Origin of the sequence: Streptomyces chlorus (assembly GCF_042655885.1) — a bacterium.
Lineage (GTDB): Bacteria > Actinomycetota > Actinomycetes > Streptomycetales > Streptomycetaceae > Streptomyces > Streptomyces chlorus.
Map to the genome: position 1 here is coordinate 60,380 of NZ_JBHSOA010000014.1, position 22,383 is coordinate 82,762.

Here is a 22,383-nt window from a genome sequence, read left to right on the forward strand (position 1 = left end):
CGATGGACGTCATGGTGGGGCGACGGGCTCCGTTCGGGGCTCGGTGGCCACCGGCGGGCCGGGGGGCTACCCGAGGACGCTCCACGCGACCGGCCCGAGGAGGTCAGCCAATCGCTGGAAGACGTCCAGGAGCAGGTCGTCGACGGTCAGCATCCCCACCACCCGGCCCTCGTCGAGGACTGGCAGCCGACGCACCCCGGCGCGGCGGAAGGCCCGGTACGCCACGTGCACGTCGTCGGCCGCGTCCACCGTGACGACCCGAGCCGACATCACGGCCTCCACCCGTGCCTCCCCGTCGAGTCCGCGGCCCAGCCCGCGTACCGCGAGATCACGATCGGTGACAATTCCGCGCAAGGTCCCGTGCTCGGTCACGAGCACGGACCCGATGCCGCCTTCGACCATCCGCCGGATCGCCTCGGCCAGCGAGTAATGCGGAGTGACCGTCACCGGCGGAGAAGTCATCACTTCCGAAACCTTCATCGGCTGCCTCCTTCGGGCAGGGGCCGATTGCGGACCCGGCAGGGAGAGCCGGGCCCGGTTTCACGTCACCCATGGGGCGTGCGGGGCGTGGACGCGTGCCGGCCGGCTTCCTCCCCACGATGCGCCCGCGCCCCGCACGGGGTGGAGGTCGTCGTACGCGTACCCGAGGGACTGGTGTACAGCGACGACGCCGTCGGCTGAGCGGCACAGGCACTCGATCACCGGACGAGATGCCCGGCGCCACACAGCCATCGTTCCTCCAGTAGTACACCGCGCCGGGGACGGGGAGCCGACGGCTCAAACCTCGTCCAGCCGGTCATCCGGATCTGCCCGGAACGACGATGACGGGGCAGTGGGCGTAGTGCAGCACACTCTGACCGACCGAGCCCACCAGCATGCCGGCGAACCGCACCCTGCGCGTTCGCCACTGAGTGCTCACCGGCGAGGGACCGGGCTCGGCCGCAAACAGACCGGCGGCCGTGGACACCTGGCCGGCGTCCGCAATGACGGGCCGACGATGATCACGTCCGGCCCCGACCCGCACTCCGCACCACAGATCGGAAAAATCTTCGAAACATTCGAAGAATCGATCTCTCATCTTGGTCTCGAATACGATGGATTCAAGTGATCAATTTCAATCCGGTCGACATTCATGAGTCAGACCAGGTAAAACGCATGTCCGCAGAGCCTGCCGTGAACGAATGTTTTGGGATCACTACCGAAACTATTGACAGTTGACGGGCCCACATCAAAACTGTTCGCCATCGGCAGCGCTCCATCACTGTCGAGCCGGGTCGCCACCGTGCCCCGGTCCTCCGGTCGCCCAGCACCCCCGCGACCGGCCAAGTCCGGCCGCGTCGCGCGACGCACGAGCGGTCGCCGTCACCTGCTCCGCAGGGTCGTGTCACGCTGCCTGATCCCCCACCGGCCTCACGAGGACGAGGAGGAAGCACGCACATGAACGACGTACCCGCACAACACGCGAGCCGCAGACACGGCCGCTTCGGGCCGCTCAGCCGCTTCAGGCTGCTCATCAGCAGTTTCTGCACCACAGTGCTGGTCGCTGTGGCCTCGGTCGCCCTGCCCGGCACCGCCCACGCCGACACGGTCGTCACCACGAACCAGACCGGCACCGACAATGGCCACTACTACTCGTTCTGGACCGACGCGCCCGGCACGGTCTCCATGACCCTGAGCTCCGGTGGCAACTACAGCACCTCCTGGCGCAACACCGGGAACTTCGTCGCCGGCAAGGGCTGGGCCAACGGCGGACGCAGGACCGTGACCTACTCGGGCACCTTCAATCCGTCCGGCAACGCCTACCTGACGCTCTACGGATGGACGTCGAACCCGCTCGTCGAGTACTACATCGTCGACAACTGGGGCACCTACCGGCCCACGGGAACGTTCATGGGCACCGTCACCAGCGACGGCGGTACGTACGACATCTACAAGACGACGCGGTACAACGCCCCGTCCGTCGAGGGCAACCGCACCTTCGACCAGTACTGGAGCGTCCGGCAGTCGAAGCGGACCGGCGGAACCATCACCACCGGCAACCACTTCGACGCCTGGACCCGCGCCGGAATGCCCCTGGGCACCTTCAACTACTACATGATCATGGCGACCGAGGGATACCAGAGCAGCGGCAGCTCCAACATCACGGTGGGAGACACCGGTTCGGGCGGTGGCGGCGGCGGTGGCGGAAGCGGCGGATGCAGCGCGACCCTGTCCGCGGGCCAGCAGTGGAGCGACCGGTACAACCTCAACGTCTCGGTCACCGGCTCCAGCAACTGGACCGCGACGATGAACATCCCCTCCCCCGCGAAGGTCCTCTCCACCTGGAACGTCAGCACCACCTACCCCAACTCACAGGTACTGACCGCCAAACCCAACGGCAACGGCAACAACTGGGGCGTCACCATCCAGCACAACGGCAACTGGACCTGGCCAACGGTCTCCTGCAGCGCGAGCTGACCCCCGAATCAACGATGCTGGAGGAGGACCACTTCGTATGAGAACCAGACCGCATCTCTCGATACGCTCCCTGGTCACGCGGCTGGCCGTCGTCGCGATGGCCGCCGCGAGCACCCTCACCGTCAACGCCGCCCCGGCCCAGGCCGCGGCCTGCAACGGATATGTCGGGCTCACCTTCGACGACGGACCGTCCGGCAGTACGCCGAACCTGCTCAACGCGCTCAAGCAGAACGGGCTGCGGGCCACGATGTTCAACCAGGGCCAGTACGCCGCAGCCAACCCGGCGCAGGTCCGGGCCCAGGTCGATGCCGGCATGTGGGTCGGCAACCACAGCTACACCCATCCGCACCTGACTCAGCAGAGCCAGGCTCAGGTCGACTCGGAAATCTCCCGGACCCAGCAGGCCATCGCGAACGCGGGCGGCGGCACTCCGAACCTGTTCCGTCCGCCGTACGGCGAGACCAACTCGACGGTGAAGTCGGTCGCGGCCAGGTACGGTCTGACCGAGATCATCTGGGACGTCGACTCGCAGGACTGGAACGGCGCCAGTACCGACGCGATCGTGCAGGCCGCCGCCCGGCTCACCAACGGCCAGATCATCCTCATGCACGACTGGTCCGCCAACTCGCTCGCCGCGATTCCGCGGATCGCGCAGGGGCTGGCCAGTCGTGGCCTGTGCGCCGGAATGATCTCGCCGCAGACCGGCCGCGCCGTGGCAGCCGACGGCGGCGGCTCCGGTGGCGGTGGCGGTGGCGGAAGCGGCGGATGCAGCGCGACCCTGTCCGCGGGCCAGCAGTGGAGCGACCGGTACAACCTCAACGTCTCGGTCACCGGCTCCAGCAACTGGACCGCGACGATGAACATCCCCTCCCCCGCGAAGGTCCTCTCCACCTGGAACGTCAGCACCACCTACCCCAACTCACAGGTACTGACCGCCAAACCCAACGGCAACGGCAACAACTGGGGCGTCACCATCCAGCACAACGGCAACTGGACCTGGCCAACGGTCTCCTGCAGCGCGAGCTGACCCCCGAGAACGCCCCGAGGAAACACCGCTCCTGCGGCGCGGCGGCCATGTGCTGCCGCGCCACCCGGCCTACAGCCGCGCCCCGCCGGCACCCCCCCTGGCCCGCCTCATCCAGTGGCGGCTCATCACCACGGCACGGCTCCTGTGACAGGCCGGCGCGTGACAGCAGGCAGGGCACCCCGGCGGAACGGATTCAGCACGCATGAGGCCGAGAAATCCCGCGAACGTCCGAGAACTACGGAGAAGGGTTTCATGGGCCGGATAGCGAGGGACCAACCTTTACGCAGGTCACAGCGTTGATCGAGGAAAACTCCTCAAGCGGGTGTCGCAGGTTCGAATCCTGCCGGGGGGCACAACGGCCAGGGGCCGGTTCGAGGGGCTTGATCCTCCGAACCGGCCCTACCGCCGATCGCGTCCGTGTCACTCGCGCACCACGAAGTCCGTTGCGCTCCCACCGGGTTGGGGCCGGGTGTGCTCGACGTGCTGCAGAGCAGTACGTGGGGGGTGGGTGCAGCATCCCAACTCCCCCTTCACCGTATTCGGCTTCCCCCCGAGGCTGTTCGCACGAACCGCTCGCCGCTCAGTGCCGGGGAGACCGATCGGCAAGCGGGTGAGGGCCACGCTCCATGCCTCTCGTCCCTCTCGGTCGATCTTGCCGGGTGCGGCAACGCCACCAGAGTTGAACATGTTCAATTCCCTTGGCATGATGCCCTGGACATCCCGGGGCGCTGGACGAGAGGACCATGGCCATGACGAGTTCGCTTCTCATGCCGCGAGGCCGGCCCCGGGTCGGCGAGACCGACGGGGGGAGAGCGTCGGGGAGTACCGCCCCTACGTGGATCCTCGACTGGCGGCATCCGCAGGTTGTCTCGCTGCTTCGACAGATCGATACGACAGCGGACTCGGGGGCCGACCTGGGGCCCGTCCGCCGGATAGCGGCCCTGCGCCGGGCCCACCGATGGATCGCGACAGCGGTGCAGCCGGTGTACTCAGTACAGGACGAGCGCCCCGTGTCCGAGGTGCTTCGCCGCGGCCGCGGCTCGTGCAGCCAGCGGCTGGCCGTGCTGGAGTCCGTGGCACGGGCATCCGGGGTGGCCACGCGGGTGCGCGGCCTGCTGGTGGACGGGAGTTTCTGGTATCCGCGCTTCCCCCGGTTGCATCGGATCGTCCCGGACCAGGTTCTCCTGGCATGGCCGGAATTCCGCCTCGAGGGCCTTCCGTCGGCCGTCCACCCCACCGCACCCTGGTTGGGAGTCTCTGAACTTTTCGGCAGCCTTGACGAGTTGAGTGACGGTCATGGTGGCGGCTTCACCAATGCCGGCCCGGAGACGCTGTTCGACGCGCTGTCCAGGACAGCGATCGACTGGGACGGTGTGACGCTCTGTCCGGCCGCCGGCGCCGCGTGCGACCTCTCGGCATACGTCTTGACGGACCTCGGCCGCTTCGACTCTCGCGACGAACTCTTCACCCGGCACGGTCAGACGCTCTGCCCGGCGGCGAGACTGCTGGCCGAGCCGATCCTCGGCCGTCGCCGCTCGGCGGGCGGCCAAGCCCTGTCCGGCTGACATCCATAGGTGACATCAACAACGCCGGACAGCAGCAATCTCAGGTAAGCCTGAGCGGCATCAAGACCCCCGGCCCCGCAGCGGGTCCTGCCGTCGTCGCCGGCATGGGGCCACGTTCAAGGAGTGACGAGGAGCCCGCCGCGGAGGGCTACGGGGTGCGCACGGGCTCCGGTACGGGTGGTGCGGGGGCGGGTACCCGCTCCGGCTGCTGCGGCCCGGGCGTGGCGGGGGCGAACAGCCAGCCGGTGGACGGCCGGGTCAGCGGACGGACCAGGCGGCGCACCGGCGGGGAGCCGAGCACCATCGTCAGCAGGATCGCGCACAGCACCAGACCGACGATCTCGACCGGGGTGTTCACCCTTGATATCCAGCCCAGTTCCCGGACCGGCAGTATGACCAGCGGGTGCAGTAGGTAGATCGTGAACCCGCCGGCGCCCAGCGTGGTGATCAGCGGCAGCCGCCGCCGGGGCATCAGCCGCAGCAGACAGAGCACCAGGGCCGCGGCCGAGGCCAGCACCAGCAGCCGGATGACCCAGGCCCATTCCAGGCTCAGCGGATCGGCGACGGTGTAAGGATGACGCATGGAAAGCCAGTCGCCCTTGATGTCCCTGTGCCACAGCCACCCCACGACGCAGGAGGCAAGGATCCCGGCGACCGCCACGAACAGGCTCCAGCGGCTGGTGAACCAGGTGTTCAGGAAGCCCTGGCCGATCCGCCAGCCGAGATAGAACAGCGGGAGGTAGACGAGCGTGCGGCTCGCCGAGAAGGCCATCCCGAACTCCTCGACATACCCCACGGCGAGGGCGACGCCCGTGGTGACGAGCAGTGGGTGACGCAGCTGGACCACCAACGGCAGGAGCAGCCGCCAGAAGAAGAGGGACATCAGGAACCACAGGGTCCACGGCAGTTGGACGACATGCACGATGAACTCGTTGCCCAGCCAGTACTTCTCCAGCGAGTAGAGCAAGCTGAACGCGAGGGCGGGCAGCACGATGCTCTGCAGCAGGGTGCGCAGGGAGCGGGGGCCGAGCGGCCCCGCGCTGCTGAACACACCGGCCAACATGACGAAGGCAGGCACCCGGAAGGCCCAGCTGGCGATGTGGAAGGAGTGCAGCACCTCTTCTCGCGCCATGATGCTGCCGCCGGTGTGCAGAATCACGATCAGCATGGCGGAGAGGAACCGGGTGTTGTCCCACCACGGATTCCTGGCCCGGTCCGCCCCGCCGACGCGGTCGGGGGAGACAGTGGTGGCACGCCTCGGGAGTAGCTTGTCCATCATGACGGCGGGCTCCTGACAGCGGCACGGCAACGGAATCGGCCGCCGCACTGGTGCTCGACTTGACGGGGCTGGGCACACCGTTTCGATCTCCGTGAAGGGCCTGGTTGCCGGCTCAGGTTCATGCGGTGAACTCCACATGTACATCAGGAGCCCCACCGCACCTCCCGCCGGCGCCCGCCGCACTGCCCGTCCCGCTCGTGTCCTCGGTTCTGCGGACTCCGCCCACCAGGGAGATCACGAGCCAGAAGACGCGGATCCAACGGCGGTGACAGCTGCGACCGCGGCACTCTGATCGCCCCGGCCCATCGCGCCGTTCCGCCGATACGAGGTCACGTCCGTGGACGTGACCCTGGTGCACTCCAACCACTGCCATGTGGCACTCCGAGCCGGCTTTGCCAGTTCTGGCAGGCGTTCCTCGCCCCGGCCGGTCGTCGCGGTCGGGGGCTCGTACAGCGGCACCCGCCAAGCGGCAGCAACGCCCCGGGCGCTACTCCGTACGGACACATCGCTACGTCATCCACCCTGCCGCCGATGCCGACGACAGGCAGGACGAGGTGTGCGGGGGAACGGCCACCACGTCCCGCCGGCATCCGCCGCTTCCTCTCCTGCCGGGGCACAGAGAGAAGGGCCGGCTCAGGAGGGGTTCCCTCCCGGGCCGGCCCTTTGTCGTTCCGGGCGTCGTGCCACACGCGTGCCGCTACGTCCGCTCGGCGTTCTCTCCGGAGGAGCCCGACGCCGCTCCCCCACCGCCCAGGATCATGGCACCGAGCCGGTCGGTGACGGCCCGGTCACGGTCACTGGTCATGTGCTGGTGGATCAACGCGGCCCGCGAGCCGCTGCGGCCCATCCGCGTCATCGGCTGCCGCGTGCCGGCCCCGGCCGTGGAGGCCCAGGTGTTACCCGTGTGCCGCACGTGTGGGAGTGCGCGGTGTTGCCCGCGCGCCGCAGCTGTGGAAGCGCAGATCCCGCGGTGGGACAGCGCCCGTAGCCGCATGCCGGGGGAAGGGTGCCTTCCCCTGTTGTCATCGCGCTCGCGTCCCCCGGAGACGGCTGCCCCGGGCCGCCGCGGCCTGGCCGGTCAGCACGCGCCGGCCGGTTCGGAGGTCCGGCAGACGTTGTTGATGAACTTGTTGTCCTTCCCCTTGCCGTCGCGGGTGACCAGGTCCCCCGGGCGGTTGCCCAGCACCAGGTTGTCGCGGACAACGTTCCCCTCGTTGGGGATGCCGTCCATGCTGCCGAACACGACGATCCCGCCGGAATACGGCGAGTTACCCACGTTGTCGCGGACCGCGTTCTGCGTCACCAGCACTTTCTTCGTACCGACGAGGACGATGCCGACCCCCTGGAGGTGGGGCAGGCGCGCGGTGGCGGGGCAGTATGTGTTGTTCTTGTAGACCACGTTGCGGCGGACGGTCAGGTCGCCCACCGTGCGCGGCAGCACGACGAAGACACCCGCGCAGTTCCTGGTGATGACATTGTGTTCGACGGTGAGGTTCCTGAGCCGGCGGGTGCTCATGCCGATCCGGTTGCCTGTCAGGCGGTTGCCGCTGATCACCGTGTTGCGGGTGTCGAGGGTCTTGCTCTCCGCGTCAGCCTCGAACACGTTGGCGGTGTACAGCCCGGCGTCGCCGTTGCCGCTTGCGGTGTTGCGGCGGAACGAGGCGCGGGTGGAACGATCCTGCGCGATGCCCCACTGGCCGTTGTCCCGGGCGGTCACCCGGTGGACCTCCAGTCGGTCGGTGCGCGTGGCCAAGACACCGCTCTTCTTGAACCCTTCGACGGTCAGTGACCGGATCCGCACCTCGGTGACGGGTTGTTTGTCCTTGCCGGTGACGCAGATGCCGTTCCCCGCCTTGGCGCACGCGCTCCGTGCCTCCTCGTTCTTTCCGGGCACGATCACGGTCTGCTCGCCCGCGCCCCGGAGGGTCAGCTGCTTGGTGATCGTGACGCTTCCGCGGTAGGTGCCCCGCGTCAGGACGATGGTGGCTCCGGGGCTGGCCGCGTCGACGGCCTTCTGGACGGACTGGCCCGGACGGACCACTTGCTCGGGTCCGCTGTGGGCGGAGGCGGCCGGAGCGAGGGCGCCCATGCCGACGACGAGGGGCGCGATGGCGCAACTAAGGCATGTGGCCTGGTATTTCCTCATGATCCCGACGTTATGGGTCACCTCGCAGCACCGCCACCCTTAACGACCATATGGACACAGAAATACACCGATCGGACTTATTTCCCGACGCCGCCGCCGGTGGGCCGCCCGGCCGGACGACGCACGGCCGGACGACGCACGGCCGGCGGGGCTCGTACGCCGGCTCCGCGCCCGGAGCGAGGAGTTCTCGGCGCTGTGGGACACCCATGATGTCGCCGTGCGTCGCAGCGACGTCAAGCGCTTCCTGCATCCGGTCGTCGGCCTGCTGGAGCTGGGCTGCGAGGTGCTGCTGAGCCCGGAGCACGACCAGCGGCCGATCGTCCATACCGCCCGCCCCGGCAGTGAGTCCCATGAACGGCTGGAGCTGCTGCGCGTGGTCGGCCTCCAGGGCCTGACCCACGGCTGAACCACTGCCCAGGGTCCGACGATGCTCGCGACGGCCGGGACGCGTCGGCACCGGCCCACCGCTGTCCGCCTTCACCGGTCCGGGTTTTCGTCCTCGTGGCCGGAGTCGGGAATTTACGGACCAGCAGGGTCTGGACAACATTATATCTGCACCCGCGAAGTGAGAGTTTTACGGAACCGTGCGGGCAGTTTCCTTGCAGTAACGATCGGAGCGGAATTATCCAACACACGCGGACCTCCGCAACGTGCTACTGTCGATCCCAGTTGCAGTTGTGGTTCCCGAATTCCAAGTTCTTCTCAGTCGGCTTCTTCGCCACTGGAAGTGCCTTTTGGCACCGGTCTTTTCCGGCGGGGTGATCATCGCGGCGACACGGCATCCGTACAGTGCGGGTGCCGACTCACTGCCCCGAAGGAGAACAAGACATGGCTACTGGCACCGTGAAGTGGTTCAACGCAGAAAAGGGATTCGGCTTCATCGAGCAGGACGGTGGCGGCGCTGACGTGTTCGCCCACTACTCGAACATCGCTGCCCAGGGCTTCCGCGAGCTGCTCGAAGGCCAGAAGGTGAGCTTCGACATCGCGCAGGGCCAGAAGGGCCCGACGGCCGAGAACATCGTTCCCGCCTGACGCCGACGCACACTTACAGCTGGGGCCCGCATCCTTCGGGGTGCGGGCCCCAGCTGTACGCATGTCCTGCAGTGGTTTCGCCTGCGGGACGAATATGAGGAATCCGCGGAATTAAGCACACGGATTCCCTTTCGGGGATGCCAGAACATCCCCTCTCGACCACATCGTGGCGCACGATTTATTTTCGTGTTCCATTCGGCTCATTCTTGCAATTCCCCATGCCGCTCACTGCTGCGGGAATTCCTTGACATGTGCCGCGTCAAGGAAGGTCCCGCATGAATCGCACACGCACGAACGACCGCTTCGCCCGCACCCGGAACGGCAGCGCCGCCCCGGGGAAGAACGGCAACCGGTTCGGCTCGTCGTCCCCGAGCCGCTCCGGCGGACCGGTTCGTTCCAACGGTTCCAGTCGCCGCCCCGCCGCGTTGCAGGGTGAGTTCGCCCTCCCGAAGACGATCACCCCGGCGCTGCCCGCCGTGGCGAGCTTCGCCGATCTCGACATGCCCGCGGAGCTGCTGGCCGCGCTCGGCTCACAGGGCATGACCGTACCGTTCCCGATCCAGGCCGCGACGCTGCCGAACTCGCTCGCCGGCCGTGATGTCCTCGGCCGGGGACGCACCGGTTCCGGCAAGACCCTCGCCTTCGGGCTGGCTCTGCTGGCCCGTACGGCTGGGCAGCGCGCGGAGCCCGGGCAGCCGCTGGGGCTGATCCTCGTACCGACGCGTGAGCTGGCCCAGCAGGTCACCGACGCGCTCACGCCGTACGCCCGCTCAGTGAAGCTGCGCCTGGCCACGGTCGTGGGAGGGATGCCGATCGGCAGGCAGGCCGGCGCACTGCGCCGCGGCGTCGAGATCGTCGTCGCCACCCCCGGACGCCTCAAGGACCTCATCGAACGCGGCGACTGCCGACTGGACCAGGTGTCCATCACCGTCCTCGACGAGGCGGACCAGATGGCCGACATGGGCTTCATGCCGCAGGTCACCGCCCTGCTCGACCAGGTCCGCCCCCAGGGGCAGCGCATGCTGTTCTCCGCCACTCTCGACCGCAACGTCGATCTGCTCGTGCGCCGCTACCTGAGCGACCCCGTCGTGCACTCCGTCGATCCGTCGGCCGGCGCGGTCACGACGATGGAGCACCACCTGCTCCACGTCCACGGCGCCGACAAGCACGCGACCGTCACCGAGATCGCCGCACGCGACGGCCGCGTGATCATGTTCCTGGACACCAAGCACGCCGTCGACCGCCTCACCGAGCACCTCCTGAACAGCGGGGTGCGGGCCGCCGCCCTGCATGGGGGCAAGTCGCAGCCGCAGCGCACCCGTACGCTGACGCAGTTCAAGAACGGGCACGTCAGCGTGCTGGTGGCGACCAACGTCGCTGCGCGCGGCATCCACGTCGACAGTCTTGACCTCGTCGTCAACGTCGACCCTCCGACCGACCACAAGGACTACCTCCACCGCGGCGGCCGCACGGCCCGTGCCGGCGAGTCCGGCAGCGTCGTCACCCTGGTCACCCCGAACCAGCGCCGCGCCATGACCCGCCTCATGGAAATGGCCGGCATCGTCCCGCACACCACCCAGGTCCGCGCGGGCGCGGAGGCCCTGCACCGCATCACCGGCGCCCAGGCCCCCTCCGGCATCCCGGTCGTCATCACCGCACCGGTGGTCGAACGCCCCAAGCGCGGCGCCACCTCACGCGGCCGGCGCCGCTCCGCTTCGGCGACCCGGCGCGCGCCCGCACGGCGGTCCGTCTCCGACGCGGCAGCCTAGAACCTGGAATCCGAAGCCTGGAACCGTCCTGATCAGGAAGCTGACCCATCTCTGCAGGAGGCACCTCTTGACGCTGGTCCAGATGCATTCCCGCTCAACGAGTACCCACACCGGGCACAGGACGGCTTCCGATGCCATGGACGCGGCCGGGCCCCAGGTCTGGGACGACATGACCGTCGAGGTGGCGCTGTCCGTCATGACCGCCGCCCGCACGGGTCACCTCGTCGTCTGCGACGAGGACGGCCAGTACACCGACCTGGTCACCCAGGCCCGGCTCACCGCCGTGCGGAAAAGTTCCGGATACACCGACCGGGTCCGCCTGCGCGACATCTCCGACGACGGCGGGGCCTTCGCCTCGCCGCTGACCACGGTGGCCGAGGCCGAGCACGCGATGCGACACCGGCGGCTCGGGGCCCTGCCCGTGGTCGACGAACACGGCAACGCCCTGGGCGTCCTCGCCCTCTCCCGCTGAACCTCCTCATCACGGTCGGCCCCCCTCCTTCTTCTCCTTGTGAGGCATCGTGCGTTGTGTCATTGCCCGCTTTCCGTTCGAGCTCACCAAGGGTGGCGTGCTGGAAGCGATGAAGGGCGTCAAGCCGGAGCCGGTCACCGGCGACTCCGTGATCATCGGGCGCCGCCACTACCCCGCCAAGCAGGTCGGCCAGGTCATCACCCGCCAGGACCGCCGTGATTTCAGCGGCGGCGAAGTCCTCCGGGCCATGGCCCAGCTCGGCTTCACCTGCCGCACCGTTCCCCATGCCGCAGAGGCCGCGGAGGCGAAGATCGTCGACCCGCTCCAGCGGGCTTCCGCGATGCTTGGTGCCCCCCTGTCCATCTGACCGACGGGAGAGGTGCGAGCCGGTACCGGGACAGCAGTGAGGGCCCGAGCCGGCTTGTTTTCCCGTCCTCGTCAGCCGGTCGAGCCGGTGGGCGTGATCTCTTACAGCGTCGCCGTCGACCTGTGCCCCGCTCCGGGTGACACACCCGGAGCGGTCGCGCGTCCACAAGCCGCATCAGCCCGGCGCGAGGGCGACCACAGCTCCGGGCGCTCCCCTCGGGGACACCTGGTGAGCCGCGGCCTGTGCGACCGGCACCTCGCGTGCGGACCGGACGGCGGGACTCGGCTGCCGGTCTGAATGACGGCACGGCAGCACTGGCCACGCGTCTCCTCGGGCTGCCGTCCCAGGCCGGACTGCGACGCCCGGCCCGATCGTCTGCCGGCCACGGGCCTGGTGGGGCTACCGTCCACGGTGAGGTGCAGGTCAGGCGTCCGCCTTGTGGCTGGACCCGACATCGCCGCGTCGCAGTTCGTCGTTGATGCGCTGGGCCTCTTCGAGTTGGTCCTCCAGGATGATGATGCGGCAAGCCGCCTCGACGGAGGTGCCCTGGTCAACCATCTCCCGGGCGCGAGCGGCGATACGCAACTGATAGCGGGAGTAGCGGCGGTGGCCGCCCTCGGAGCGCAGGGGCGTGATCAACCGCGCTTCACCGAGGGCCCGCAGGAAGGCGGGCGTGGTACCGAGCATCTCCGCTGCTCGTCCCATGGTGTAAGCGGGGTAGTCGTCGTCGTCGATTCGGTCGAGCGGTGTGTCTGCGGTCATCTGCACCTCTGATGGGGGAATGCGTCGAGGGGCCTTGGTGCCGTACGGCACCAAGGCCCCGAGGGATTTGTAACACCATCGGCCGGCTTACTGCGAGGCCGGCCTTCTGTTTCCGCACCGCGCCCCGAAGGGGGGCGGAGAGTGCGGGGATCGCGGATACGTGACCGTGGGACCACCTTCCGTTCCGGGGCCTGCGGTACCCGGGCGAACCGTTCTCGCCCGGGCGATCCTGATGGCGTCCGCCTCCTTTTCTCTTCCTTCTGACAAACCTCTTGGTCCTGCGGGTCCTGCGTACTGCCGGCAGCCCTCACGAGGCCACCGGGCCCGGCGATCAGCGAGGGGACCCAAAGCCTACTCCGGCCCCACCACTCCACCGCCGTGCCACAAACTGCGTTCCGCGCGGGCAGTCCGTGTCTGCCACGCCTCACTGACTTCCTGGCTACAACAGACACATTAACTCCCTCGCGAATGCATGTCTACAGCAGTCACGACAGATTTCAGCCCGTGCGAGTGAAAGGTTCTACACCAGCGCTCCTCCGCCGCAGCCGCTCGGCTTCGGCTGGGGCATGACGCGCCGAAGACGCGGCCGCCCCGACCGGCGGCCACCGCGACGACGTCGCCCGGTTGACCCCGGACTCTGCTGCACACTTCCTCGGGGCCGCAGGACCGCACTCCGCGACCTGCGACCTGCGACCTGCGACCTGCGACGACGCGGCCATGCCCGCGCTCCGAGCGGCTGTTCCTACGGGGCCGGCGAATTGCGCAGCAGAGTCACCCCGGCGCCCAAAGCCGTGCCGGTCGCGCGGCCGGCGCAGTCGGCCGCGCGCCGCGCCGGCGTGGCGTGGCCGACCGCGGTGACGACCGACGAGTGTCACCGCCTCGGCCATGGCCATGGGGTGAACCGTGCCTCTGGCTTCGGCCGACGCACACCCGCCGTCAGCTGGAGGCCGAGGGCAGCGCGCTCTTTGCCGGTTCGGCCTCGGGGACCAGGAAGAAGTGCTGGGCGGCGGTGTCGGCGCAGGGCCCGGCGGCCGTCACGGCTGTCGTGGCCTTGGGATCCGTACCCGCGATGCCGACGCACTGCCCGTGCGCGGACCGTATCCGATACGCCTTGGCCCGCCGGGTGCTTGAGGTTCGCGTGCCGGCCGTCTCGACCCGCTCGAACGTGAACACCTGGGAGGTCCTATCACTGCGACAGTCGTCCCAGGGTTCGAGCAGTCCGCTGGGGAGAACCGTCAGACATCCCCAACCATGCATGGGGTGGGCCCACCTGACGAAGAAACGGCCGCCACCAAGCGGATCCAGTCTGGTGTACGGCGGTGTGGACCGACCGCACGGGCGCTGCACGGCAACCGGCCGCTCGCTGTCACCGCCGGGCTCACGGCCCTCGGTCACACACAGGTCGGTAGCCCGGGCCGGTCGGATGCTGTACCACTCGGGTGCCGAATCCTGGGGCGAGGGCACAGGCACCGCAGGATCGTCAGGCAGGACCAGCCAGAAGACGGTGCCCGCCAGGAGCACGGCGGACAGCGACGCCAACAGTATGGGCACCACGGCACGGTGCCGGCGCCACAGTCGTATCGGCACGGGCCCGGGATCCGACGGGATCGCGGAGGGGCCCGCAGCCTCCTCCACGCCGGGCCCGCGCGCACCGCCGGCTTCGGAAAGGCCACCGTCGTCATCGTCGCCGTCGGCCTGCGACGGCGACGGGAAGGCGGCACGGCCGTCGACGGCGGGAACCTCTTCAGTCGAACCGGTCGCCGAACTGTCCACCGTCGCAAGACGGGTACGGGCCTGCAGCCAGGCGTCGGCATGCTCGCCCGCCCCGCAGACGTGGACGAAGGCATTCAGGATGTGCGGCTTCGGCAACGCCTGTCTGCGCAGCACATCGGCGACCGTGCTGCGCGGAAGGACCCGCCCGTCCCGTTCGGCGCGCTCTTCAAGTTGCCGGTACGTCAGTCCCGACGCGTCCTTGAGCCGCTTCATCATGCCGACGAACTGCTCGACGCTGTGCGCGCATTCGGGATCAACACCCCCCGTGGTGTCCATGGCGCCATCCTTGCCCCTCCGCCTGACAGGCAGCAAGGGATCCCTGTCGCGCCCGGATCTTTGTCCGGAAAGCAGTGGTGACCAGTCAGGACAGCACCGGACTGTCCGGGACACCGGACATCCCTTGCCGGACGGCACCCCTGCCAGCAGGGTCTGTGCTGCCGGCGCAACAGTCACGTACAGCCACATGCCACACATCGCACGTCACACATCGCACGTCACACAGGAGTGTTCTCATGCGCAAGAACGCACGGTCCGCACGCATCGTCCCCCTCGCGCTCGCCGCCGTCCTCGTCGGTGGCCTGAGCGCCACCACGGCCGCCCCGGCGCAGGCACGCACCGAGACCCAGGCGTCCGCCCGGGCGACCGACGCCCATTACCTGCGCTTCGACAAGGGTTCGGTCACGAACTCCCGCCTCGAACTGGTCAAGCGCACTCCCGGCCGGGACAAGGTGATCAAGACGTACAAGGCGGGCTCGGGACAGGTCAAGGACACCTGCGCCGTCGGCAAGGGCTGGCTGCCCAACGCCGGGGCGAGCAAGCCGTATGCCGTCGAGTGGCACCGCAAGGACTTCGACGGCATCATCAACGGCTTGGTCATCAAGATCTCTGACCGCAAGTGCCACAACGGCACCAAGCGCACGGAACTGTTCATCCACAGCGAGATGAAGCCGAACGGCAAGCAGGGCACCATCGAGTCCGAGCGGTGGACCAACAGCAACCCCAACGACTACTACTCCAACGGCTGCATCAAGCTCAACCCGACCAACATCAAGGACCTGTTCGAGCGCCTGGACCGCATCGGCTGGCCGAAGAAGCTGTACGTGGTGAGCTGACCCTCGCCAGTGTTCTGTCCGTGGTGCCCGGGGAGGTCCGTCGAGCTGCCTTCCCGGGCACCACGTGTTGCTTACGGGGTCTGTGCGGCCACCGACGCAGCCGGGGTGTGGCCAAGCCGTCGTCGCACATCAGTCCGGCCGCGAGCGCAGACCGGAAGGCGTTCGGAGCGACGAGGTCACGATCGGCTCGTGGTCGGTCGACAGCGGTATCGCCCCTTCCGCTTCGGTACGTACGACCTGAACCGGAAGCGCGACGGCGGCATCCTGCGTGTCAACGGCACCAGCACCGATCCCGTCACGCAGCACGACATACCCGAGAGCGATTGCGGCTGACACGCCCACGCCCGCTCAGCTGCCGCGTCCGCCGGCTGGGTGCGCAGGGCCCCGTTCGCCGCCTGCGGGGACGGCCCTCAGCCGGCGTACCCACAAAGGGGGCAGATGGAGCCGAGGCGTGCTGCGAAGTGGCTGGAACAGGCACTTCGACCACGGGGTTTGCCGCCGACCAGGCACAAAACCCGTCACGTTCACCTACGTTGGCCCCACTGGTCACGCTCATCACAGGAGGCTCAGCCGTGTCGGAGGACACTACTCAGGACAGCGCCGGTTTCGAGACACGTGCCCGCATCGATACGACGAAGCCGCACTCGGCCCGGTTCTGGAACTACTTCGTCGGTGGCAAGGACAACTACGAGGTCGACCGGGAGGTCGGGGACCAGATCAAGGACATATTCCCCGGGCTGGTCGACGTGGCGCACACCAGTCGGCAGTTCCTGGGGCGGGCTGTCACGCATCTGGCCGGGGAGGAGGGGGTACGGCAGTTCCTGGACGTCGGTACGGGGCTGCCGACCGCCGACAACACGCATCAGGTGGCGCAGCGCGTCGCTCCGGACGCGCGGATCGTGTACGTCGACAACGACCCGATCGTGCTGACCCACGCCAACGCGCTGTTGACCAGCACTCCCGAGGGCCGGACCGACTATCTGGACGCCGACCTCTACGACCCCGAGTCCGTCCTGCGGGCCGCCGCCGGGACGCTGGACCTGTCCCAGCCGGTCGCCCTGATGATCCTCAACACGCTCGGCCATGTCGCCGACTACAAGCAGGCGCGTGACCTGGTGAACCGCCTCATGGCCGGGCTTCCCTCGGGCAGTTACCTCGTGATCAGCGACAGTACGGCGACGAGCGAGGGCATGATCGCGGCGTCGAACGCGTACAACTCGAGCGGCGCCGTGCCGTACTACGTCCGGGAGGTCGAGGAGATCGCCGGGTTCTTCGACGGCCTCGAGCTGGTCGAGCCGGGTGTCGTACGGGTCCCGGAGTGGCGGTCCGAGGCCGGGACGCCGGGCGAGGACGACGAGAAGGCCGTGGACGCCTACTGCGGAGTGGCGCGCAAGGCGTAGACGGTCGGGCTGGTGGGGGAGCCGATACGGGTCGGCTCCCCCACCCCTTCGCTTCGCTCCTCGGGACTGATGATCGGAACGGCCGACAAAGGGAACGTTTCTGCTGGTCAGTGCGGGGATCACGCAGTCACCTGTGGTGATGAAATGGCCTCTCGGCAGCAAACCGGGAGGAGCTGTTCCTGGTTGTTCTCAATGTTCGTCAGGAAACATCCAGGAGGGGATCACCATGATCCGGTCGTATGTCGGGCGCTCGGCCGCCGCTCTCATCGCCACGACGCCGTCCGCCGCCCACGCCGGCGCGATCGGCTCAACTCCGGTCCGCACCTTCGAGTACACCGTCGGTGGCGTGACGATGAAGGTCCCGACCGGGTGCATGTTCACGCACGCCATCCGCGGGAGCGGCAAGGAGATCACATACCAGAACGCCGGAGTCGACTGCGCCTTCGTGGGGGCACTCAGCAGCGGTTTCTGCAACTGGCGCATCGACTTCGCCTACTCCGACACGAACAACAGGACCTACCGGACGTCCCGCGGCAGAACGCACAGTGAATGCAAGATCGACCCCATGCGCAGCAACTCCCCACACCGCCTGCCGCGGTACGGCAAGGCGTGCGCGCACCTCTATGTCAACGGGGTGAAGCGGGTCAGGTCAGTGTCACCACATCACGAAGTGAGCGTCTCATGACCGAGCAGCATGGTTCGGACACGGGTCCGAGGTACGCGGCGCGTCGGCGCCGGGGCGGGATCGTGTCGTTCGTCGTGGGGCTTGTCGCCACGCTGGCGTTCTTCGCGTTCTTTCCCGGGATGCCGCATGTCATCGACTGGGGCGCCGTCCTCGCCTCCTTGGCTGTGGGGGCCTTGGCCCGAGCGGGCTGTCGGGCATGGATGGCCAAGGAGGCGGAGAAGGAGGGGAAGCGGATCGGTCATTTTTGATCTCGGGGGCCTGCGCAGCAGAAGCCGAGGGCGTCGACGGTGCGCGGTGTTCGGCGTGTCGTCGGATCCACAGGCGAGGTGGACGGGGCGGCGGGGCGGGGCGCCGCGTAACACGCGGGCGTCACGTTGCGTACGCCGCTCCCTGTTATGTCTCGTCACGTCCCGGAGCTAGCATCCGGTTATGACGACTGTAGAGACCAACGGTTCTTCTCCCCTCGATGTCGAGATCGGTGCTCTGAGCGGCGGGTCCGCCGGGCTCGCGCAGTATGCGGGCCAGGTCGTGCTCGTCGTGAACGTGGCCTCCAAGTGTGGGCTGACCCCGCAGTACGCCGGTCTGGAGCGCCTGCACGAGCAGTACGCGGCGAAGGGCTTCACGGTGCTCGGCGTGCCCTGCAACCAGTTCATGGGGCAGGAGCCGGGCACCTCGGAGGAGATCGCCGAGTTCTGCTCCGCGACGTACGGCGTGACCTTCCCGATGACCGAGAAGGTCGAGGTCAACGGGGAGGGGCGGCACGCGCTGTACGAGCGGCTGGTCGGCTTCGCCGACTCCGAGGGGCACAGCGGGGACATCCGCTGGAACTTCGAGAAGTTCCTGATCGGGCGGGACGGCAAGGTCGTCGCCCGTTTCTCGCCGCAGACCGAGCCGGAGGCGGCGGAGGTCGTGGCGGCGGTCGAGGGCGCGCTCGGATAGCCGGACGGAATGTCCCGGAGTGGAGCGGCCTCCAGTAGAGCGCCCTCGGGTCCCTCGGGGCGTTGACCTTGCCCCTGGGGCAGGGGTGAGCGTTCGTGTCGTCGGGCTGAAGGGCTGCCCGGCGCGGAGGATGGCGCGGTGGACGAGGAACTGCTCGGGATCGGCGCGTTCGCGGCGCGGGCGCGGTTGTCGGCCAAGGCGTTGCGGTTGTACGACCGGCTGGGGCTGCTGGCTCCGGCGCGGGTCGACGAGGTCACCGGGTACCGGTTCTACCGGGCGGGCCAGGCCGAGCGGGCCCGGACGGTGGCGCTGTTGCGGCAGCTGGACATGCCGCTCGCCCGGATCGCCGAGGTCGTCGACGCGGACGACAGTGCCGTGGCCGCCGACCGGCTCGCCGCCTACTGGGCGGACGTCGAGGCGCGGATCGCCGGGCAGCGGACGCTCGCCGAGTACCTCCGTGGACGACTCTCCGGGAGGAGTTCCGAGATGTACGGGAAGTTCGTGGTCGAGACGGTGGACGTACCGCGGCAGGTGCTGATCACCGAGACGCGGCACACGCTGGCGGACGAGTTGCCGGCGTGGATCGGGTCGGCGCTGGGGCGGCTGGAGGAGGCCGCGTCCGCGTGCGGGGGCGTGGCCGGGGTGCCGTTCGTCGCCTATCACTCCGAGGTGTCGATGGAGAGCGACGGTCCGGCCGAGGCGTGCGTGCCGGTCGCCGACGAGGCGGCGGCTCGGGCCTGGGCCGAGGCACAGGGGCGGGCCCGACGGACGGCGGTGCGGGTGGAGCCGGCCCAGCGGCTGGCCTGCACCCGGATCACCAAGGCTCAGGTGGCTCATCCGCAGATTCTGGCCGCGTTCGAGGCGGTGGAGCAGTGGATGGCGGCCGAGGGGCTGACGGCCGCTGGGCCCTGCCGGGAGGTGTACTTCGCGGACTGGGGCGCCGCGGGGGCCGAGGACCCGGTGTGCGACGTGGCGTTCCCGGTGCGGTGAGGGCGACGCGGTGAGAGCTGTGCGGTAGCGAAGCTGTCGAAGCCGAGGCCGTGGAACGCGGGCACGGGCCGAGCCCTCTCGGCAAGGACGGCGGTCTCGTCGAGAGGGCTCTTCAGTCGTGCTGGGGAGGGGACCGGGCTTGTGGTGGGTGCCGCCGGCAGGCAGTCCGTCGTGGTGGGGCTGCTGACGGCCCTCTGTCTGCCTCTGCTGTCTGTCCCTCGTTGCCCGTCCCCGTGCGATTGTGGCCTTCTCAGGCCTTCACCGAGGCCACGAAAGCGCTCCACGCGTCCGTGGGGAAGGCCAGCTTCGGGCCCTCGGGGATCTTGGTGTCCCCGAGTTCCAGTGCTTCCTCTGTGGCCGACCTGACCATCACGCACGCGCCGTTGTTGTTGGTGTAGGAGGACGTCGTCCACGTTTCCGTGGCGCCCAGACGAATTGCCATGTTCGCTCCGTAGCCAGTTGCTGAGTCGCTGTCACCGGGCCGCGTATTCCGGCGGGGAACCGCAGAACGGATTGCGCCAACCCTCACTGCCGGTTGGCGTGATCGACGCTACTCGCCAACATCCTTTTCCGGAGCGGCCATTCACTCGACTGGGTGGCATATTCCAGGAGAGTCTTCCAGCGAGGCATGTCAGCGGTGTACAGTGCCGCCCCTTTGCCTGCCGGAGAGCCGTAGCCGTCCTGCTGGGACGTCAGCGCGCGTACTCCTTCGCGACCCGCTCGACCAGCTGGCGGGACTGCTCCACGTTCAGGGACTGGGCCCGCAGGTGCTCGTACATCACGGTGTACTTCTGCACGTCGTGCGGCTTCTCCAGGTACAGGTCACTGGTCACGCCCTCGATGTACACGACGCTCGAATCGGCCGCGTCCGCGAACTCCAGGATGGAGTACTGGCCGTTGATGCCCGAGTGCGCGCCGACCTCGAACGGCAGCACCTGCACGGTGATGTGCGGCTGCTGCGACAACTCCATGACGTGCTCCAGCTGTTCACGCATGACCTGCCGGCTCCCGACGACCCGGCGCAGCGACGCCTCGTCCAGGACCACCCACAGTCGCAGCGGGTCCGTCTCGGCGGTGACGCGGCTCTGCCGGCGCAGACGCACCTCGACGCGCTTGTCGTTCTCCTGCTCCGACGCCTCCGGCGAACCGCCCCGGATGATGGCCTCCGCGTACGCCCCGGTCTGCAACAGGCCGGTGACGATCTGGGGTTCGTAGACCCTGAGCGACTCCGCGTCCGTCTCCAGGCCGATGTAGACGCTGTACGGGATGTCGCCGAAGGCGTGCCACCAGCCCTGCTGGCGCGAGTCCTTGGCCATCTGCATCAGCGACTCGACGATCCGCTGGTCCTCGACCTCGTAGACGCCGCAGAGGTCGCGGACGTCACGCTGGCTGATGCTGCGCCGGCCGTTCTCCAGCCGGCTGATCTTCGACTGCGACACCAGCAGTCGTTCCGCCACTTCCTCCGCCGTCATGCCCTTGAGCTCACGGAGCCTGCGCAGCTCCTGGCCCAGCCGGCGTCGCCTGACGGTGGGATTGACATTGGACGCCACGGGACGTGCACCTCCGGCTGCGTGCCTCGTACTTACTCGTACTTGCCACTTTGCGTATCTGGTGTTGAGCAGACTGCCACCAAGGCGCTTCCTGCCGCTGGAAAACAGCGGATATCCAGCGAGTACACCCCCGTTCGCAGGGTGATGGCGGCACGGATCGGTACGGAGTCGGTACGGTGACGGTTTTCCGGCACGCCGAGCGGGGCGGAGAGAGTGCGCGCACTCTCTCCGCCCCGCTCGGACAGCGGCTCCCGTGACCGGGTCGGTGGTGCCGTGGCCCGTCAGTGGTCCTAATGGGCCACCGCGCGCGCCATGGATCCGTGGCGCGGTTGGGCCGGAACGCCACGGGCGGGTTCCGGTCCGCCCCCGCCGCCGGCGGTGGCGGCCTGACGGCCTCCTGCCGGGGCCGGGTTGCGGCGTGGCTGGGCCGCCACACCGTTCTGCACGTCCATCACGGCGTGCGCCACCAGCCCGCCCATCGGGTCGTGCCGGATCAAGTCCCGCAACCGGGAACGTGAGGAGCGACCCTCGTTCCCCGGGTACAGGTGCTTGCCGAGGCCCACGGCGTGCGCCAGTGCGGCGAGCGCCGCGGTCCGTGGGTCCGGTGGCACGCCGGTACGGATTGCTGAGTCCAGCCGGGCCTTGATCTCCCGGCTGATCTCGGTGTCCGTCGCCTGGTAGCGAGTCGTCGGCAACACCCCGCACATCTGACCGGCCACGGCATGCACCATGCCGCACCGCTCCAGATGCGAGAGGTAGGTCTGGCGGAGCCCTAGACGCGGCCCGCCAATCCAGTTGACCGCCCGGACCGGAGCGCCGCGCCTTCGCAGCAACTCCAACGCGCAGTCCAATGTCGGATCTCCAGTCGGCCGTGGTACCACCACGGCGATACGATCCCCGTCCGGGGCTATCCGTCCGGCCAGCGCCAGCTCCACTAGCTGCGCTCCGGCCAGACCAAGGTCGAGCGACTGCGGCTGTGCAGTGGTACCCGTGGTCGGGTCCAATGCCAGCAGCAGAAGCTCTTCCGGAAGTGTTCTGCGGCTCCTGCCCATCCATGC

At 68.5% G+C, this 22,383-nt stretch carries 24 protein-coding genes and 1 pseudogene; 15 read left to right on the top strand and 10 right to left on the bottom strand.

Features of this window, described 5'->3' with window-relative positions; all coding sequences use genetic code 11:
• Positions 1-66: 66 nt before the first annotated feature.
• On the bottom strand, positions 67-480 hold the full coding sequence (locus ACFPZI_RS08115; protein ID WP_381360169.1) for a CBS domain-containing protein: 414 nt from the start codon (positions 478-480) through the stop codon (positions 67-69).
• A 316-nt stretch (positions 481-796) separates the two neighbouring features.
• Positions 797-1,078, bottom strand: a complete 282-nt coding sequence (locus ACFPZI_RS08120) for a universal stress protein (protein WP_381360172.1) — start codon at positions 1,076-1,078, stop codon at positions 797-799.
• A 359-nt stretch (positions 1,079-1,437) separates the two neighbouring features.
• On the opposite strand from ACFPZI_RS08120, the gene ACFPZI_RS08125 reads away from it, so the two are divergent.
• From ACFPZI_RS08125 to ACFPZI_RS08135, 3 genes are all read left to right on the top strand, one after another.
• On the top strand, positions 1,438-2,457 hold the full coding sequence (locus tag ACFPZI_RS08125; RefSeq protein WP_381360175.1) for a glycoside hydrolase family 11 protein: 1,020 nt from the start codon (positions 1,438-1,440) through the stop codon (positions 2,455-2,457).
• A gap of 37 nt (positions 2,458-2,494) precedes the next feature.
• Positions 2,495-3,484 (top strand): polysaccharide deacetylase family protein, encoded by a 990-nt coding sequence (locus ACFPZI_RS08130; protein WP_381360178.1) that lies wholly within the window; start codon positions 2,495-2,497, stop codon positions 3,482-3,484.
• A gap of 767 nt (positions 3,485-4,251) precedes the next feature.
• A complete protein-coding gene (locus tag ACFPZI_RS08135; RefSeq protein ID WP_381360611.1) occupies positions 4,252-5,049 on the top strand; it encodes a transglutaminase domain-containing protein in 798 nt (265 codons plus the stop codon).
• 148 nt (positions 5,050-5,197) lie between these two features.
• Here the strand turns inward: ACFPZI_RS08135 and ACFPZI_RS08140 are convergent, their stop codons facing one another.
• The 3 genes from ACFPZI_RS08140 to ACFPZI_RS08150 form a co-directional block, all read right to left on the bottom strand.
• On the bottom strand, positions 5,198-6,328 hold the full coding sequence (locus tag ACFPZI_RS08140) for an acyltransferase family protein (protein ID WP_381360180.1): 1,131 nt from the start codon (positions 6,326-6,328) through the stop codon (positions 5,198-5,200).
• 697 nt (positions 6,329-7,025) lie between these two features.
• Positions 7,026-7,241 (bottom strand): hypothetical protein, encoded by a 216-nt coding sequence (locus ACFPZI_RS08145; protein ID WP_381360183.1) that lies wholly within the window; start codon positions 7,239-7,241, stop codon positions 7,026-7,028.
• Positions 7,242-7,406: 165 nt separating this feature from the next.
• Complete coding sequence (locus ACFPZI_RS08150) at positions 7,407-8,474, bottom strand: right-handed parallel beta-helix repeat-containing protein (RefSeq protein WP_381360185.1); 1,068 nt, start codon at positions 8,472-8,474, stop codon at positions 7,407-7,409.
• 121 nt (positions 8,475-8,595) lie between these two features.
• Between ACFPZI_RS08150 and ACFPZI_RS08155 the strand changes: the two are divergent.
• From ACFPZI_RS08155 to ACFPZI_RS08175, 5 genes and pseudogenes are all read left to right on the top strand, one after another.
• A pseudogene (locus ACFPZI_RS08155) lies at positions 8,596-8,880 on the top strand (MmyB family transcriptional regulator); the annotation flags it as partial.
• 422 nt (positions 8,881-9,302) lie between these two features.
• Complete coding sequence (locus ACFPZI_RS08160; protein ID WP_004986771.1) at positions 9,303-9,506, top strand: cold-shock protein; 204 nt, start codon at positions 9,303-9,305, stop codon at positions 9,504-9,506.
• A gap of 275 nt (positions 9,507-9,781) precedes the next feature.
• A complete protein-coding gene (locus tag ACFPZI_RS08165) occupies positions 9,782-11,275 on the top strand; it encodes a DEAD/DEAH box helicase (protein WP_381360189.1) in 1,494 nt (497 codons plus the stop codon).
• Between the two features lie 67 nt (positions 11,276-11,342).
• Positions 11,343-11,747, top strand: a complete 405-nt coding sequence (locus tag ACFPZI_RS08170) for a CBS domain-containing protein (RefSeq protein WP_381360192.1) — start codon at positions 11,343-11,345, stop codon at positions 11,745-11,747.
• Positions 11,748-11,796: 49 nt separating this feature from the next.
• Positions 11,797-12,114 carry an SCO5918 family protein gene (locus ACFPZI_RS08175; RefSeq protein WP_381360194.1) on the top strand — a complete coding sequence of 106 codons (318 nt, stop codon included), beginning with the start codon at positions 11,797-11,799 and terminating at the stop codon, positions 12,112-12,114.
• Between the two features lie 423 nt (positions 12,115-12,537).
• On the opposite strand, the gene ACFPZI_RS08180 is transcribed toward ACFPZI_RS08175, so the two are convergent.
• Positions 12,538-12,876, bottom strand: coding sequence for a MerR family transcriptional regulator (locus tag ACFPZI_RS08180; protein WP_381360197.1), 339 nt, complete (start codon positions 12,874-12,876; stop codon positions 12,538-12,540).
• A 936-nt stretch (positions 12,877-13,812) separates the two neighbouring features.
• Positions 13,813-15,114, bottom strand: a complete 1,302-nt coding sequence (locus ACFPZI_RS08185) for an RICIN domain-containing protein (protein ID WP_381360199.1) — start codon at positions 15,112-15,114, stop codon at positions 13,813-13,815.
• 47 nt (positions 15,115-15,161) lie between these two features.
• Here ACFPZI_RS08185 and ACFPZI_RS08190 point away from each other — a divergent pair, with 47 nt between their 5' ends.
• The 7 genes from ACFPZI_RS08190 (at position 15,162) to ACFPZI_RS08220 (ending at position 19,775) form a co-directional block, all read left to right on the top strand.
• Positions 15,162-15,761: a L,D-transpeptidase family protein gene (locus ACFPZI_RS08190; protein WP_381360201.1), complete on the top strand. Its 600-nt coding sequence runs from the start codon at positions 15,162-15,164 to the stop codon at positions 15,759-15,761.
• A gap of 189 nt (positions 15,762-15,950) precedes the next feature.
• Positions 15,951-16,094, top strand: coding sequence for a hypothetical protein (locus tag ACFPZI_RS08195; RefSeq protein WP_381360203.1), 144 nt, complete (start codon positions 15,951-15,953; stop codon positions 16,092-16,094).
• A 239-nt stretch (positions 16,095-16,333) separates the two neighbouring features.
• On the top strand, positions 16,334-17,161 hold the full coding sequence (locus ACFPZI_RS08200) for an SAM-dependent methyltransferase (RefSeq protein WP_381360205.1): 828 nt from the start codon (positions 16,334-16,336) through the stop codon (positions 17,159-17,161).
• A gap of 226 nt (positions 17,162-17,387) precedes the next feature.
• A complete protein-coding gene (locus tag ACFPZI_RS08205; RefSeq protein WP_381360208.1) occupies positions 17,388-17,846 on the top strand; it encodes a hypothetical protein in 459 nt (152 codons plus the stop codon).
• Entirely contained in the window at positions 17,843-18,094 is a 252-nt protein-coding gene (locus ACFPZI_RS08210; RefSeq protein WP_381360211.1) for a hypothetical protein, read from the top strand. The genes ACFPZI_RS08205 and ACFPZI_RS08210 overlap by 4 nt, the downstream gene beginning before the upstream one ends.
• Positions 18,095-18,275: 181 nt before the next feature.
• Complete coding sequence (locus ACFPZI_RS08215) at positions 18,276-18,785, top strand: glutathione peroxidase (RefSeq protein WP_381360214.1); 510 nt, start codon at positions 18,276-18,278, stop codon at positions 18,783-18,785.
• Between the two features lie 138 nt (positions 18,786-18,923).
• The gene (locus ACFPZI_RS08220; RefSeq protein WP_381360217.1) at positions 18,924-19,775 is read left to right on the top strand and encodes a MerR family transcriptional regulator; all 852 of its coding nucleotides are present in this window, start codon (positions 18,924-18,926) and stop codon (positions 19,773-19,775) included.
• A 250-nt stretch (positions 19,776-20,025) separates the two neighbouring features.
• Here the strand turns inward: ACFPZI_RS08220 and ACFPZI_RS08225 are convergent, their stop codons facing one another.
• From ACFPZI_RS08225 to ACFPZI_RS08235, 3 genes are all read right to left on the bottom strand, one after another.
• Positions 20,026-20,217, bottom strand: coding sequence for a DUF397 domain-containing protein (locus tag ACFPZI_RS08225; protein ID WP_381206938.1), 192 nt, complete (start codon positions 20,215-20,217; stop codon positions 20,026-20,028).
• 250 nt (positions 20,218-20,467) lie between these two features.
• Entirely contained in the window at positions 20,468-21,325 is an 858-nt protein-coding gene (locus tag ACFPZI_RS08230; RefSeq protein ID WP_381360220.1) for a helix-turn-helix domain-containing protein, read from the bottom strand.
• 290 nt (positions 21,326-21,615) lie between these two features.
• Positions 21,616-22,377: a GOLPH3/VPS74 family protein gene (locus tag ACFPZI_RS08235; RefSeq protein ID WP_381360223.1), complete on the bottom strand. Its 762-nt coding sequence runs from the start codon at positions 22,375-22,377 to the stop codon at positions 21,616-21,618.
• Positions 22,378-22,383 lie beyond the last annotated feature (6 nt).

Coding starts and splice junctions, on each gene's coding strand:
- ACFPZI_RS08115 (WP_381360169.1), bottom strand. CDS start 480: ATGAAGGTTTCGGAAGTGATGACTTCTCCGCCGGTGACGGTCACTCCG.
- ACFPZI_RS08120 (WP_381360172.1), bottom strand. CDS start 1,078: ATGAGAGATCGATTCTTCGAATGTTTCGAAGATTTTTCCGATCTGTGG.
- ACFPZI_RS08125 (WP_381360175.1), top strand. CDS start 1,438: ATGAACGACGTACCCGCACAACACGCGAGCCGCAGACACGGCCGCTTC.
- ACFPZI_RS08130 (WP_381360178.1), top strand. CDS start 2,495: ATGAGAACCAGACCGCATCTCTCGATACGCTCCCTGGTCACGCGGCTG.
- ACFPZI_RS08135 (WP_381360611.1), top strand. CDS start 4,252: ATGCCGCGAGGCCGGCCCCGGGTCGGCGAGACCGACGGGGGGAGAGCG.
- ACFPZI_RS08140 (WP_381360180.1), bottom strand. CDS start 6,328: ATGATGGACAAGCTACTCCCGAGGCGTGCCACCACTGTCTCCCCCGAC.
- ACFPZI_RS08150 (WP_381360185.1), bottom strand. CDS start 8,474: ATGAGGAAATACCAGGCCACATGCCTTAGTTGCGCCATCGCGCCCCTC.
- ACFPZI_RS08160 (WP_004986771.1), top strand. CDS start 9,303: ATGGCTACTGGCACCGTGAAGTGGTTCAACGCAGAAAAGGGATTCGGC.
- ACFPZI_RS08165 (WP_381360189.1), top strand. CDS start 9,782: ATGAATCGCACACGCACGAACGACCGCTTCGCCCGCACCCGGAACGGC.
- ACFPZI_RS08180 (WP_381360197.1), bottom strand. CDS start 12,876: ATGACCGCAGACACACCGCTCGACCGAATCGACGACGACGACTACCCC.
- ACFPZI_RS08185 (WP_381360199.1), bottom strand. CDS start 15,114: ATGTGGCTGTACGTGACTGTTGCGCCGGCAGCACAGACCCTGCTGGCA.
- ACFPZI_RS08190 (WP_381360201.1), top strand. CDS start 15,162: ATGCGCAAGAACGCACGGTCCGCACGCATCGTCCCCCTCGCGCTCGCC.
- ACFPZI_RS08205 (WP_381360208.1), top strand. CDS start 17,388: ATGATCCGGTCGTATGTCGGGCGCTCGGCCGCCGCTCTCATCGCCACG.
- ACFPZI_RS08210 (WP_381360211.1), top strand. CDS start 17,843: ATGACCGAGCAGCATGGTTCGGACACGGGTCCGAGGTACGCGGCGCGT.
- ACFPZI_RS08215 (WP_381360214.1), top strand. CDS start 18,276: ATGACGACTGTAGAGACCAACGGTTCTTCTCCCCTCGATGTCGAGATC.
- ACFPZI_RS08225 (WP_381206938.1), bottom strand. CDS start 20,217: ATGGCAATTCGTCTGGGCGCCACGGAAACGTGGACGACGTCCTCCTAC.
- ACFPZI_RS08235 (WP_381360223.1), bottom strand. CDS start 22,377: ATGGGCAGGAGCCGCAGAACACTTCCGGAAGAGCTTCTGCTGCTGGCA.